This window comes from Jannaschia seosinensis (assembly GCF_001408515.1).
Taxonomy (GTDB): domain Bacteria; phylum Pseudomonadota; class Alphaproteobacteria; order Rhodobacterales; family Rhodobacteraceae; genus Jannaschia; species Jannaschia seosinensis.
Window position 1 is genome coordinate 1 of record NZ_CYPR01000050.1, and the last position, 13915, is coordinate 13915.

Genomic DNA, 13915 nt, shown 5'->3' on the forward strand with positions numbered 1-13915 from the left:
AAGGCCGGTCGGGAATACATGGCCGTATTCGTAGAGAACGGCCCGCAGCGCGTTCACGAGCTCGGTGCGCTGATGGACCAGGCGCTCTCGGCTCCGGAACATTACCGCCTTTGCCTGCTGCTCCGCCGTCTTCGGCGCGACGAAGCGCATCTCCGGCTGGCGCGCGGCGATCACGATCGCCTCGGCATCAGCCGCGTCGTTTTTCTGACGCTTGACGAAGGGCCTGACGTATAGCGGCGCGATAAGTTTCGCTTCATGGCCGAGCGATTCCATCTCCCGCGCCCAGTAACTGGCGCTACCGCAAGCCTCGAACACGACAATGCACGCGGGCTGCTCGAACATGAACCGCCGGAACTGCTCCCGCGTCAGCTTCTTCCGGAACTTCACCTGCCCCGTCATCGAAGCTCCGTGCACTTGGAAAACTCGCTTTGCCAAGTCCACCCCGATCATCGTATCCTTCATCTCGCCGTCCTCCTCGCTGCGTGGCGTTGAACACCACGACCATGGCACATTGCGATGCCGTCTGGGGAGGGCGGCAACCATCCCATCTCCAGAACCCGCGCCAGCGTCACCTCCGGCCCTTGGTTCCCGTCCAGAATCGCTTCCACGATGTCGGGCGCGAGCAACGTCACGCGCAGGACGCGGGTCATGTACGACGGCGCGATCCCCTCGCGCTCAGCCAGTTCGGCGATGGTGACGAACTCGCCCGACTCCAGCATCCGCTTCCACCGGAAGGCGCGGGCCAGCGCTTTGACCAGCGTGCTGTCTGTCCGGCGCGGCTGCAAGGCACCGCCCGGCAACTGCATCTCCTTACGCCCACCGCGCTTCACGACGCGGAACGGCACGTGGAGCGTCACCGCGTCGGGGATCGTAGCCATGCGGGTCATGCGGCCGCCCCCATGTCTCCAGCCAACATCTCTCGCGCGAGGGCACCGAGCCCGTCCACACGGAGCCGGAAGTTGAGACCGTTCGCGCCGATATTGACGCGCTCGACCAACAGCGTGACAATGCGCGCCTGCTCGGCGGGGAACAGTTCGTCCCACAGCGGGTCGAGCTGCTGAAGCGCTGTCCGTGCGTCGGCCTCGATGATGTCGTCGGCGTGGGCACGCGCCGCCTTCCAGGTCCCCGCAACAATCTCCGGCTGGCGGAACACGGCGCGCAGCTGGTCAATGACAGCGGCCTCGATCTCACCGGCGGGCACACGGCCCACCGGGCAGGACCCGGCGCCGTGTTTCAGCACCGTCTGGCTGGCGTAGTAGCGGTACAGCCTGTCGCCCTTGCGGGTGTGCGTCGGTGAGAACGCGGCGCCATCGGGACCGAACAGCAGCCCCTTCAGCAGCGCGGGCGTGTCGGCGCGGGTGCGGGCCGCGCGCTTGCGCGGGCTCTCCTGCAGGATGGCGTGGACGCGGTCCCACGTCTCGCGGTCGATTATGGCCTCGTGCTCGCCAGAGTAGCTGTCGCCCTTGTGGACCGCCTCGCCGATGTAGGCGCGGTTGCTGAGCATCCGATAGACGTACTTCTTGTCGATCCTGTTCCCGCGCGAGGTGCGGATGCCGCGCGCGCCGACATCCCGCGCCAATTCCGTGCAGGACCCGATCTCGAGGAAGCGGGCGAAGATCCAGCGCACATGCGCGGCGGCTTCTTCGTCGACCACCAGCTTCCGGTTCTCGACGCGGTAGCCGAAGGGCGGCACGCCGCCCATCCACATGCCCTTCTTGCGGCTGGCGGCGACCTTGTAGCGGATGCGCTCGGCCGTCACCTCCCGCTCGAACTGGGCGAAGGAAAGCAGGATGTTCAGCGTCAGCCGCCCCATCGACGTGGTGGTGTTGAAGCTCTGCGTGACCGATACGAAGGTCACGCCGTTCCGGTCAAACACCTCGACCAGCTTGGCGAAATCCGCCAGCGACCGAGAGAGGCGGTCGATCTTGTAGACCACCACCACATCGACCAGCCCATCCTTGATGTCTTCCAGCAGCCGCTTCAATCCGGGCCGTTCCAGCGTGCCGCCCGAGATGCCGCCGTCGTCATACTGATCGCGGACTAGTACCCAGGCCTCGGACCGCTGGCTGGCGATGTAGGCTTCGCAGGCCTCCCGCTGGGCGTGGAGGCTGTTGAATTCCTGCTCCAGCCCTTCCTCGGAGGATTTCCGGGTATAGACCGCGCAGCGCAGCTTGCGGACGACCTTCGATTTTTCAGGCGGCTTCGTCATGTCCGCCCCCTGTGGTTCTTGAGCCCGAAGAAGACCCACCCGTTCCAGCGCGTACCGGTGATCGCGCGCGCGATTGCCGACAGCGACTTGTAGGGGCGCCCCTGCCACTCGAAGCCATCGGCGGTGACGGTGACGATCTGCTCGACGCCCTGCCATTCGCGCAAGAGGCGCGTGCCAGTGATCGGGCGGTCACGGTCGGCGCGGATGCGGCTCTTCTTCCGGTCGCCGCCGTCCAGTTCCTCGCCCAGCCGCTCCAGCCGCCTGATTGTCTCGGGCTTCAGCCCGCCGTAGGCGAGTTCCTGGATGCGATAGGCCAGGCGTGATTCAAGGTAGCGGCGGTTGAACGGCGGCGGCTCGCTGTCGAACAGGTCACGCCACTGCTTCTTCAGGTCGAGCGTCGGCGTGGTCTTGAGCGCGGCCAGGCGCGCGGGGATGGGATCGGGCTTGTTCATGCATTTCTCCGGTGCGTTAGAGTTGCATGACGGCATTGGTCGGGCGGATAGTGTAGGCAACGTTCTCCAGTATCGTCAGATACTTCGTCTATCTCTCGCATTCGCAACCGAACCAGCCCGAGCGCCAGCAAGCCGCACAGTTTGGCTCGACGCTCTGCGGGCGTCATCTGGTCGGGCGGCAGCGGGTTTGATCCCAGCCGCATCGTATGTTTCGGGGTTTGCATAGCAAGACGCTATCCGAGCAGCCGCCGAAAACAATTGCCATCAATGCGTTGCGGAGAGTTCTGCGTAACCTTGCGGAGCAGATGGGACGTGGTCATTGCCGCTCGCGCGAAGCGTCAGGTGCGGCTGAACAGCGTTGTAACAAATGGGCGCAACGTGCGGGGCAGCGCAGTTCCCGTGCTTACCTTGAGAGGCGGCGGTTCCTCGTCAGGGGAGAGCACCTGCTGCCACAGAACATGGGCATGAACCATGCTTGCGAATGAGGCGGAAGGGCTTCGGTGAGGGGAAGGCCTGAAGCTACTGGGGAGCCGAGAAGACCACGAAGTTGCTCTTGCCGCCGCAAATCTCATGTCGAGCCCAGATCCAATATAAAACGAAGCGCGCCCGAGGCTCTCGTTTCCCCCGAAGCCTCAGCTGGTCGGCTTACCTCCCGTCACGGCCAAGATCTCGCCCACGGTGTAACTGGCCTCGTTCGACGCAAGGTAAACAAAGGCCGAAGCGATCTCGGCCGGCTGCCCGGGGCGCCCCATCGGAGCTCCTTCACCGAAATGCTCCACCTTTTCCATCGGCTGACCATGTGAGGGCTGGAGCGCGGTCCAGAACGGGCCAGGCGCAACCGCGTTGACGCGAATGCCGCGTTCGAGCGCCATGGGCGCGAGACCTTCGGTGAAGCCGCGGATGGCGAACTTCGTGGTGGCGTAGTCGAGGATCTGCGGCGAGGGTCTGTAACCCTGTATCGAGGTCACGTTGATGATCGACCCGCCCGGCGGCATGATCTCCAGAGCCTCCTGCGTCATCCAGAACATGGCATAGACATTGACCTTCATGGTCTGGTCGAATTGTTCCGAGCTGATCCTGGTCACGTCCGGCTGCGTGACCTGCTTTCCCGCATTGATCACGAGGATGTCGAGCCCGCCCATCTTGTCGGCCGCGTCGGTAACGAGCTTCCTCGCCACTTTCTCCTCGCTGACATCGCCGGGCATCCTGTGCAGAGTGCGCCTTTCGTCTTTCAGCAGGGTCGAAACCTGGTCGGCGTCGGGCTCCTCCGTCGGCAGGTAATTGATGCAGACTTCGGCCCCCTCCCGCGCATAGGCAATCGCGACGGCGCGGCCGATGCCGCTATCGCCGCCGGTGATCAGCGCGCGGCGTCCTTCCAACCGACCGGAGCCCTTGTAGCTCTCCTCGCCGTGATCAGGCAGCGGCTTCATATCCTGTGCAAGTCCGGGTTCGGACTGTTCCTGCTGGGAGAAGGGTGGCTGAGAATAGAGCGTGCGCGGATCACGCAGTTCGGGGCCTTTGGCCATGTTACGGCTCCTTTGCCTGTCGTTCATCGCGACAACATCACGCTCGGCCGTTTGTTCCTGTGCGTCGCCAGCTGTTCCTCGCGATCGCCCGCGACGGCTTCATGATGCCCCTGTCCAACCGCTGCAGGGGCATCTGCGATTTCCACCCCCCCCTGCCTGGATCGCTGCCTAAATGGCGTTGGCTGCAAATTGGTCCGAATGACGAACTTTGCGACGAGATTTGTCAGGCCGGGAACAACACTTGCGCGGACAGAGAAGCCCCTCGACCTGGATCGGCTGATCACGGCCTCGCGGCAGCTGAAGCGCAAGACACCGGCGCGCTATCCAAGACCTGAGTTCCTCGTCATCTGCTCTGCTGCGCGAGGCGCAATCTCTGAGTGACCGACGGCTGCGCATGCCGCGTGAATGCTGCAAGTGCATTGGTCCCTTTATGCGGCTGTCGAAAAAAGGCTGGGACCAGTCGCTGTCTGCGGAATGCACGAAGGTCAACACAGAGGCGACATCAGCCGCTTTACGGTCGGAATCTTAGAAGCGTCAGCTTGATCCATCGCCCTGCCCCACGGGCCGCACCGCTGCGGCTACGATCAGCCACTCGTCCAGCTTCGACCAGCGGCGGCGGCCCGATGTGTTCTTGACGGCGATTGCCACGGCCTTCGGTTGCCCGACAAGGACGACGAGCTGCTTGCCGCGTGTCACTCCCGTGTAGAGCAGATTGCGCTGCAACATGGCGTAGTGCTGGGTCAGCACAGGGATGACGACCGCCGGATATTCCGACCCCTGGCTCTTGTGGATGGTGGCGGCATAGGCGGGCACGAGCGTGTCGAGTTCGCCGAACCCGTAGGTGACCGCACGTCCGTCGAATGTGGCGACGAGTTCACCCTCGGCGGTATCCACGCTTTCGACATACCCGATGTCGCCGTTATAGACCTCCTTGTCGTAGTCGTTCTCGATCTGCATGACCTTGTCGCCCGGTGCGAAGGTCCAGCCGAAACGCTCGACCTTGTTTTCCCCGGACGGGTTGAGCGCGGCCTGCAGCTCGACGTTCAGCGACCGCGCCCCCACGCCCCCGCGGTTCATTGGGCAAAGAACCTGCACATCGCGAAGGGGATCGAGGCCAAAGCGCTGCGGGATCCGGGTCCGCACAAGCTGCACGATCCGTGCGACCGCCTGCTCGGGATCGGCGGCCGGCACGAAGTAGAAGTCGGTGTCACCTGCGGGCTTTGACAGATCGGGAATGCGGCCGGCATTGATCTGGTGCGCGCTGGTGATGATCCGGCTCTGCGCGGCCTGCCGGAACACTTCGGTCAGCCGGACGACCGGGACGGTCCCTGCCCCGATGATGTCGGCCAGAACCTGGCCCGCGCCAACGGAAGGCAGCTGGTCGATGTCGCCCACGATGAGCAGAGCGGCCCCGTCCGGAACCGCGTTGAGCAGGGACTGCATCAGCAGGACATCCACCATCGAGCTTTCGTCGATGACCAGCAGGTCGCATTCCAGCGGGTTCTCCTGATCGCGCTTGAAGCCGAAGGCCTTCGGGTCGAACTCGAGAAGGCGATGGATGGTTCTGGCCTCCATTCCGGTCGCCTCGGTCATGCGCTTGGCGGCACGGCCGGTCGGGGCGCAAAGCAGGAGCCGGACGGCCTTGGCGTCCAGAATGCGCAGGATGGAGTTGACGATCGTGGTCTTGCCGACGCCCGGACCGCCAGTGACGACCAGCACCTTGGAGCGAAGCGCGAGACGGATGGCTTCGGCCTGACTTTCGGCGAGAGCAAGCCCGGTCCAGCTTTCGATCCAGGGCAGCGCCTTCTCCGCGTCGATCTCGGGCCAAGGCAGCTTTGCGGCCGCGATCCGCTGCAGCCGGGCCGCGATCGCCTTCTCGGCGTGATAGAGGCCGCCGAGGAAGATGCACGGCGCGCCTGCAATGTCGTCGGCGACCACCGTGCCGTCGGCCAGTTCCAGATCGATCGCCGTCGCGATCAGATCGTCCGGGACATCGAGCAGCTTGATGGCGAGCGCGCTCAGCTGCGGGACGGGCAGTCCGCAATGCCCCTCGCCCATGGCTTCGCTCAGAGCATAGGAGATCCCGGCGCGGACACGGATCATTGCTGTCTTCTCGATGCCGAGCTTCCCGGCGATCAGGTCGGCCGTACGAAACCCGATGCCGCGGATGTCGCGGGCCAGACGGTACGGGTTCTCGCTCATGACCTGCACGGCATCGGTGCCGTAGGTCTTGAAGATCCGCACCGCCCGGGCCGTGCCCACGCCGTGCTGATGAAGGAAGACCATGATCTCGCGGATGACCTTCTGGTCGGCCCAGGCGCTCGTGATCCTGTCGGCGCGCTTCGGGCCGATCCCCTCCACCTCCCGCAGCCGCTCCGGCGCAGCCTCGATGATGTCGAAGACGTCCTTGCCGAAGTGCTTCACCATGCGCTTGGCGTAGACGGGCCCGATCCCGCGAACCATGCCCGAACCGAGGTACTTCTCGATGCCCTCGAGCGACGACGGGGCGGATGTTCTCAGGAACCGTGCCCGAAACTGCAGGCCGTGCGTGCGGTCGTTGACCCACTCGCCCGAGGCCGTCACCCACTCGCCGGCCGAGATCGTGGCCGCGTGACCGATCGTGGTGACAAGGTCGCGATGACCACGGGCTTTCAGGCGAAGCACGCAGAAGCCGCTCTCAAAACTGTGGAAGGTCACGCGCTCCACGAGGCCGGCAAGCACTTCTGTGCCGGTCGAGGTATCCTGTCCGGGTTCTGCGCGCTTGCTCACGGCCAATCAAGCGCAATGAGAGCAGCCGCAGTCAAGGCGCCGCCTTCCTCGTCTTGCGCCGTTGCGTCATTCGCCTGCTCTGCGCCAGCCGGCTGCCGTTGCCGCGGCCTCGTCGCAAAACCATCGCTCGCCCTGCGTCTCGTCGATCACGGTCCGCGCGTAGTTCGGGGACCAGGGCGTATGGTAGATCCGCTCGCCGGACCGAGCGCCGATATTGCCCTTGATGGGGCATCCTCCCGGCGCCCCCGCGACAGCACGCGCCCATCGGTCGTCGCGATAGGCCCAAGCCGTCTGCGTTGGCGCTTGCCAGATGCCCACGCCGCGGTCGCGGGCATCGCTCTCCGCCTGGATGTCGTCCGTGCTGTACTCCGCGAACGCCCAGGCCAGCCCTTCCGTCACGAGCCGGTCGGCCAGGTCGAGCCCGTCCGCCCGGCACCGCCCGATAATCCGGCCGTAGGGATCGCGGTCCAGGGCGTCGCAGGTGATCGGTCGCGCGCCGATCAGTTCGGACAGACGCATGGCGGCACGCGCGCCGCATCGCCATGTCGCGCCGCCTCCGGCATTGCAGGATTGACCGGTCTCGGGCGCATCGATCCCGTGCAGACGAACCCGCACCGGCCCGATATCGAGCGTATCGCCGTCGAGGACGTCGGGAACGCCGCTAATGGTGACCTGCTGCGTGTCAGCGCTCGCCGACAAGCCCGTCAGGCCGAGGTGCAGGGCGACGATCAAGAGCATCCACGGAATACGCACTGCTGGTTTTTTCCATCTCTGGGAGCCGCTTTGGGACTGCACCTCTCATGCCCGCCCCGTCAACATCGGCCAAGTGCTGACCGTCCGCCCACCCGTTGCAACGAGGCATTCTGATCCGACGACCGGAAAGACAGCGGCCTGGACTTGTGCCCCTTTGGTGTTCCTGCAATGTTCCATCCATGTCACGCCGCAGCCCGCCTCAGAAGACGATCGACGACACCGCTTTCCCCATCCGGATAAAGTTCGCGGTACCTCCCGGAGGTCTTGGGCGGATCATGCTCGACATCCACGCCTGGTGCGAATCCGAGCTCGCAATCGGCGACTACGCCACACACGGCGCGACCACGATCGGCGGAAGCGCGTTCGCGTACTACTTCCGCGATATCGAGACTGCGCATGCTTTTGTCCGCCGCTTCCCCATGCTCGACCTCCCTGACGGGACGCTGGCGCCAAGCTACACCTCGCCCATGCTCGATCTGACGGCTTTGGAGGCGCAGGACGTGTGCAACCTTTATTCGATGACGGCCAGCCAGGCAGCGATCCGTGAGCTTGCCGACGCAATGACGGACCGGACCGGTAACCTGCAGCGCCTGCCGGCGATCTTTCCAAATGCCGTGGCCCCCGTCGTCTGTAACGGGTTCGATGGCCGGGACCTCGTCATGATGCGGTGGGGCATGCCGTCGCCAGCCTTTGCGCTCAAGAACCGCAGCGCCGACAGGGGCGTCACGAATGTCCGAAACACACGGTCCTCGCACTGGCGCCGGTGGCTCGGGCCGGAGCATCGCTGCGTGGTTCCGTTCACCAGCTTCTCGGAATACGACAGCCTTTCCGACGGAAAGAAAGAGCCGGTCTGGTTCGCCCTTGGCGAGGACCGGCCGCTCGCATTCTTCGCCGGCATCTGGACGAGCTGGACCTCGGTCCGCAAGGTAAGGGACGGGGAGACGACCGACGACCTCTTCGGCTTCCTCACGACGGAGGCCAACGGCGACGTGGCCAAAGTCCATCCGAAGGCGATGCCCGTCATCCTGACGACGGCGGAAGAGATCGGCGTCTGGATGCAGGCCCCGGTCGAGGAGGCGCTCAAGCTGCAGCGGCCGCTGGGTGACAGCCGGCTCCAGATTGTCGCGCGGGGTCGGATGTCAGATGATGCACCCTGATCTGGAAGGCCAGGTGACCGCCGGGCAACACAGATCGCTCAAGATCGATTTGACGGTATGCGGCTGCTCGACGTGGACGGCCCAGAGCAGTCCCTCAGCTCAGCGGCATTTGCCGCACCGCAGCTTCATCAGAGCTGTCATTCATGTTCTGCGCAGCGACGCCCAATCGACCGAAGGCCGCTATGCGGGACCTTTCGGACTTTCGCTGCGCCTGCACGCTCCCTGCTGTTTCTGCGAAGGCGTATGTGGGGAGGGCGGAAAGTTGCCGTTCGCTGCGTCTGGTTTCAAATTTCTGCTTCAGGAGGTATCCCAGACTGGATGCGCCCGCAGCACATAGCTTGGCAACCGGCGCCCCAGAGGTTACGAAATTTACATGAGCCAATTCACGCCCAACATGACCAAGGCTGCCCATCGCAATTGGGCCGCTGCCGAGCGACACTGGAACACAGCAGCTCCTGACCGAACGACCGCGGGCTATCTTTATGGTATCGCCGCAGAGTGCGCAATCAAGGCTTTGTTCCGCAACATTCCCTGGACCACCGACAGCCGAGATGGGCCTGTCTACGCTCACTTCCCTGAACTCAAAGCCAAGCTCCGCGACGCAATTTCTGGGCGCGGTGCATCGCAGCTCACGCGGTTTACCAACCACCAATACATGGAAGGCTGGGCCATCGACATTCGCTACAGCGACGGCACACGTCCCGACGACGCAAAATTGGAAAAATGGCGCTCCGATGCGGAAGTAGCTCGGGCGGAATTGCTATGAGCGACCCAATTCGTTTCGATACCAGCCTGCCTCAGCTCGTCGCCAGTCTAAAAGCTGCGTATCATGGAGATCTGGCTGCCGCAGAGCCCATCGTGATTCGGGACTTTGAGGGCCGCCTGGGCGTAATTCTGGACATCCCCGCAGTAGATCTCGATGGTTTGAACAGTGCAGTCGCAGCGCGCCTTGGCCCATACGCCCGACCTGAAGACCCCGTGCGCGGGCGCAACTCGGCAGGCATCTCCCGGATCGTCGAGGAGGCCCATGCGGCACCAGTTCTGGAAATCGAAGGGATGAATATCCGACTTCTCGACCGCCGGATTGTCGGTGCAGATTGGATGGCGCGCCCCGTGCTCGAGCCAGGCTCGGTCCCCCGGATTGCGTTTGTCAGTATCAAGGGCGGGGTTGGTCGCTCCACGGCTCTATCTATAGCGGCGACACACCTGGCTCAGGCAGGTTTACGCGTGCTTACTGTGGATCTCGATCTTGAAGCACCGGGGCTCGGCGCGACGCTCTTGAAGCCGGAAGAACTACCCACCTATGGTGTTGTGGATTGGCTCGTAGAGAACGGGATCTCCGGAATTGACGGCACATTCCGCGCCGATTGCATCGGAAAGTCTTCCCTTTTGGACGGAATTTCCGTCGTGCCTGCCTTTGGCAGCCAAACCCTGGCACATCCAGCGGATGCGCTTGCCAAGATCGCCCGAGCAAGTCTTGAGGACATGCGTGAAGGCACTCCCTTGCCCCTCCGCTACCAACTGCAAGAAATGCTTAACAGCTTCGAGGCCACCGGCGACTACGACGTTGTGTTGATCGACGGACGCGCGGGCCTGCACGAAACGACTGCGGCCCCGGTCCTTGGGCTCGGAGCGAAAGTCCTACTTTTTGGCATCAATGAGCCGCAAACCTTCCAAGGTTATGCCTTCCTTTTGGCCCACATTCGCGAACGCATTCCGGGCGGCACGGAATGGGAAGAGAACGCCTGGTTCGTGCAGGCCAAAGCAGATTCCGGTGACGCGGAGATCGCCCAAGAACGTTTCAACGATCTCTGGAGCACGGAGGAAGGGCCACTTATACAGCCTGAAAAGCTTGGGCCGGACGATCTTGATTTGGTTTGGGTAGATAGTGATACGCCGACCCCCCTCTCTCAGGACCCGGTGCCGTTGCTGCGCATCCTTAATGACGAGCGATACCGCAGCTTCAATCCAGTTGAGAACCGCGTCCAGCTCGATAAACTGCTTGTGCGGTCGACTTTTGGGGCTCTTCTGGATTGGCTCGACGAGCAAATGGATCTGGCCAAATGAGCTTTCGCACGAGATCTACTCCTTCAAAATCAGAGGACGTCATCGCCATCCGGGAGGCCATCGCTCGGTTTGACCCAAGCGCGTCGACGACAATTGTCGGAGAGGACAAGGCTAAGCCTCGGGACGTTTTTGCGCCCACGGCCCATAGCAAAGCGCTTGACCCTGCGACCACGCTTGTGCTCGGCGCGCGGGGGGCCGGAAAGAGCTTTTGGGCGAGTGCGCTCTTTAACGATGACACCAGACGGCTCGCTGCCGTTCTCTACCCGCGCTTGGGGCTCGACAGGCTCCGGGTCCAGATAGGATTTGGCGGCGTGGGCCGCGCTGGCGTGTCGAAGGCCGTCATTGACCGACTGGTGCCCCTTGGGCAGGAGAAGACCGCCGCAGACCGCTTCTGGCAGGCCGTGATCGCAGGCGCGGCCCTCACAGTGACCGAGCCTGGCCAGAAGCACGCGGCCACGGACATGCTTGAACGTTTCGCGGACCCCGAGGATTGGGCCGATGCCATGACGGAGGTTGATAACGACCTGACCAGCCGTGGCGAGACTCTCCTCATCGTATTTGACGCGCTCGATGCAATATCGGATGATTGGGGACGGCTTAGCGGGCTCATTGACGCGCTGATGCGCTCAGTTTGGGACCTGCGTGGTTTCAATGCGATCCGGGCCAAGCTCTTCATGCGTCCGGACCAGTTGAACGAGCTCACCCTACGGTTTGTGGAACTGCCCAAGCTGCGCAGCGGCGCGGCTAAACTTGGCTGGAAGCAGGCGGACCTCTATGGGCTGATGTTTGCGAGATTGGCTTTTGATGATGAGGCTGAGGAGGCCTTCGGAAGTTTCCTCGAGTCCCGCGGCTTGGGCAAACCGCCTGAAGAACAAGAGGAGCTCCGGACTTGGACGCTGGCCAACAACGAAAGCCAGCAACAACGGCTATTCGAGGCCATGGCAGGTAGTTTCATGGGCAAAGGACCGCGAAAGGGAAAGACCTTCGACTGGCCGTATAACCATCTTGCAGATGGCCTCGGTGATGTGACCCCACGCAGCTTTCTCATATTGATGCAGAGCGCGGCGGAACGGTCTGGAGAACGGGATGCGGATGGCCTCGTCCTTCTACCGCAAACGATCCGCGATGGGCTCCGGGAAGCATCAAAAGTCCGCATCGAGCAGCTCAACACCGAATACCCTTGGATCAAAAGGGTTCTCCAGCCGCTCGCGGGTCTACGGGTGCCAGCAGCGCCGCAGGTCTTCTTTGATGCTTGGAAAGAGAACGCCACGGTGGAAGCCGCTGTGAAAATTGCGCGCAAAGAAAATTCCCTCCCTCCTGTGCAAGCCCGTTCGGCTCGGAATAACGTCAATTCAGATAGAGAGGCCGATCTCGCAGAACGCCTGATCAAGATGGGCGTGCTTACAAGCCGCCCAGATGGGCGCTACGACATGCCCGACCTCTTCCGCGTAGGCGCAGCGCTTCTGAAAAAAGGTGGGGTGACTCCGAAAGCCTAAGGCTGGAACGTCTGATCTCTGAAGGCTGCACCGCAGCGATTGATCCCACTGTCAGCGTCCGGTTAGGGCCGGTCGCGCCGAGGCCCGGCCTCGCTGCACTGCAAACCCGCTCTGGCGCGCCGCGGGCGGTTTGGGCTCGAAGCTGCCTTGCGGCGGCGCGGCAGGGTTCTCGATATTCAGGCGCTATGAACGTCGGCTCCCGCCTTAGCCGTATGTTTGGGTAGCACTTGCAGCGAATGCCCGCTCTCCGCCCTTCCTGCCCGATGGCCTGCGCAGACGCAGCGCACAGCAGATAGACGCAGCGCATGCCCGTCCCGTTCTGCAGATCAGAGTTCGCAATACGGGAGATGTACAGTCGGAAAGAACCGGCCGCTTCGGATAGCCTGCACCGCGGTACAACTCCCAGAGAAGACGACCGCCCTGTCCTGACCTCAGTCGTCCCCTCGCCCGCGACAAGCCAGTGATCCCGTGGAATTACGCGCCTGCTCCACCCAAAGCTCTGTCAGATCTCGCGTGAGAACCAACGGATGCGGCCGACGATATGGATCTCGTCGGCGGTCCGATCGTAAGGCGTGTAAAGCCGGTTGTCCGAAATCACCCGGACTGCCGGTGGGTCACTGTTGGGGATGTGCTCCAGCCGCTTCGCCACCAGCCCCAGTCCATCGTCGAGCACGAAGATCCCCGGCGGGTTCGGGGCCCGCTGGTTGAGATCGACAAGCACGGTATCCCCGTCCAGCAATGTGGGCGTCATGCTGTCCCCTTCGACATGCATGATGCGCAGCTGTGACGGGCTCGCCTTGAGGCTGCCTTTGATCCAGGACCGGCGGAAGTGATACGGACGGCCCGGCGCCTCGTGATCCTCGGCCACGACCGCACCGCCGCCCATCGAGGGCCGCGGGCTGGCATGCGCGATTGCCACGAAGGCCTCGTCGGGCTTTTCAATAAAGGGCGACGCCCCCTCGACCTCACCGATGCCATGTAGCAGCCACTCCCGCTCGACTTTCAGCACCCGCGCAACTTCGGCCAGCTTGCCGATGCCGGGACGTGCCGACCGGCCGCGCAGGATGTCGTAGATGAAGGAACGGTTCACACCGGCCATTTCGGCGACATGAGCGGGGCTGAGGCCAAGCTGCTGTGCTCGGGCGCGAAGGCGGTCGGATAGCGTGTGATGCTCAGTCATGTTCCCACCGGCTCATGGATGATGTTGGACAGAACAGGATTGATGGGCTCCCGTCAAGTCAATAGGAACGCATAGTGAACATCTGGCAAGAGATTCGTCGAGAGGGGACGCGCGTGAACATCGACAAGACCTATTTCACGCTCCCCGAGATCCTTGAGCGATGGCAGATCAGCGAGGCAGACCTGACCTACCTGGCCGAGAACGATCGGCTGCGCCTTTCGGTGCGCGTCTTCGAGGCCCCGGTCGAGTTCGGTCATTATGAGAGTTTGGCCGAAGGCGAGCGGCGCCGCGTGACTTGGGAGCAGG

General features: G+C 63.2%; 12 protein-coding genes and 1 pseudogene. 5 read left to right on the plus strand and 8 right to left on the minus strand.

The window, feature by feature from the left end:
* The 7 genes from JSE7799_RS04525 to JSE7799_RS04555 form a co-directional block, all read right to left on the minus strand.
* Window positions 1-462 (minus strand): IS110 family RNA-guided transposase (locus JSE7799_RS04525; protein WP_144431555.1); only part of this gene is annotated, 462 nt, incomplete at its 3' end.
* Window positions 459-887 carry a hypothetical protein gene (locus JSE7799_RS04530; RefSeq protein WP_245624800.1) on the minus strand — a complete coding sequence of 143 codons (429 nt, stop codon included), beginning with the start codon at window positions 885-887 and terminating at the stop codon, window positions 459-461. The genes JSE7799_RS04530 and JSE7799_RS04525, both read right to left, overlap by 4 nt.
* Window positions 884-2209: a recombinase family protein gene (locus JSE7799_RS04535; protein WP_055662553.1), complete on the minus strand. Its 1326-nt coding sequence runs from the start codon at window positions 2207-2209 to the stop codon at window positions 884-886. The genes JSE7799_RS04530 and JSE7799_RS04535 overlap by 4 nt, the downstream gene beginning before the upstream one ends.
* A complete protein-coding gene (locus JSE7799_RS04540; RefSeq protein WP_055662554.1) occupies window positions 2206-2661 on the minus strand; it encodes a DUF2924 domain-containing protein in 456 nt (151 codons plus the stop codon). The genes JSE7799_RS04535 and JSE7799_RS04540 overlap by 4 nt, the downstream gene beginning before the upstream one ends.
* A 632-nt stretch (window positions 2662-3293) precedes the next feature.
* Window positions 3294-4187, minus strand: coding sequence for an SDR family oxidoreductase (locus JSE7799_RS04545; RefSeq protein WP_083480261.1), 894 nt, complete (start codon window positions 4185-4187; stop codon window positions 3294-3296).
* Between the two features lie 534 nt (window positions 4188-4721).
* Window positions 4722-6956, minus strand: coding sequence for an SF1B family DNA helicase RecD2 (recD2, locus tag JSE7799_RS04550; RefSeq protein ID WP_055662556.1), 2235 nt, complete (start codon window positions 6954-6956; stop codon window positions 4722-4724).
* A gap of 66 nt (window positions 6957-7022) precedes the next feature.
* Window positions 7023-7694, minus strand: a complete 672-nt coding sequence (locus JSE7799_RS04555; protein WP_055662557.1) for a thermonuclease family protein — start codon at window positions 7692-7694, stop codon at window positions 7023-7025.
* 194 nt (window positions 7695-7888) lie between these two features.
* Here JSE7799_RS04555 and JSE7799_RS04560 point away from each other — a divergent pair, with 194 nt between their 5' ends.
* The 4 genes from JSE7799_RS04560 (at window position 7889) to JSE7799_RS04570 (ending at window position 12429) form a co-directional block, all read left to right on the plus strand.
* Window positions 7889-8866 carry an SOS response-associated peptidase gene (locus tag JSE7799_RS04560; RefSeq protein ID WP_245624801.1) on the plus strand — a complete coding sequence of 326 codons (978 nt, stop codon included), beginning with the start codon at window positions 7889-7891 and terminating at the stop codon, window positions 8864-8866.
* A gap of 373 nt (window positions 8867-9239) precedes the next feature.
* Complete coding sequence (locus tag JSE7799_RS20315; RefSeq protein WP_144431556.1) at window positions 9240-9632, plus strand: hypothetical protein; 393 nt, start codon at window positions 9240-9242, stop codon at window positions 9630-9632.
* Window positions 9629-10933, plus strand: coding sequence for a ParA family protein (locus JSE7799_RS04565; protein WP_055662558.1), 1305 nt, complete (start codon window positions 9629-9631; stop codon window positions 10931-10933). The genes JSE7799_RS20315 and JSE7799_RS04565 overlap by 4 nt, the downstream gene beginning before the upstream one ends.
* Window positions 10930-12429: a hypothetical protein gene (locus JSE7799_RS04570; protein ID WP_055662559.1), complete on the plus strand. Its 1500-nt coding sequence runs from the start codon at window positions 10930-10932 to the stop codon at window positions 12427-12429. The genes JSE7799_RS04565 and JSE7799_RS04570 overlap by 4 nt, the downstream gene beginning before the upstream one ends.
* A gap of 502 nt (window positions 12430-12931) precedes the next feature.
* Here JSE7799_RS04570 and JSE7799_RS04575 read toward each other — a convergent pair.
* Window positions 12932-13609, minus strand: coding sequence for an XRE family transcriptional regulator (locus JSE7799_RS04575; RefSeq protein WP_055662560.1), 678 nt, complete (start codon window positions 13607-13609; stop codon window positions 12932-12934).
* A gap of 113 nt (window positions 13610-13722) precedes the next feature.
* Here JSE7799_RS04575 and JSE7799_RS04580 point away from each other — a divergent pair.
* Window positions 13723-13915: pseudogene (locus JSE7799_RS04580) on the plus strand (hypothetical protein); the annotation flags it as partial.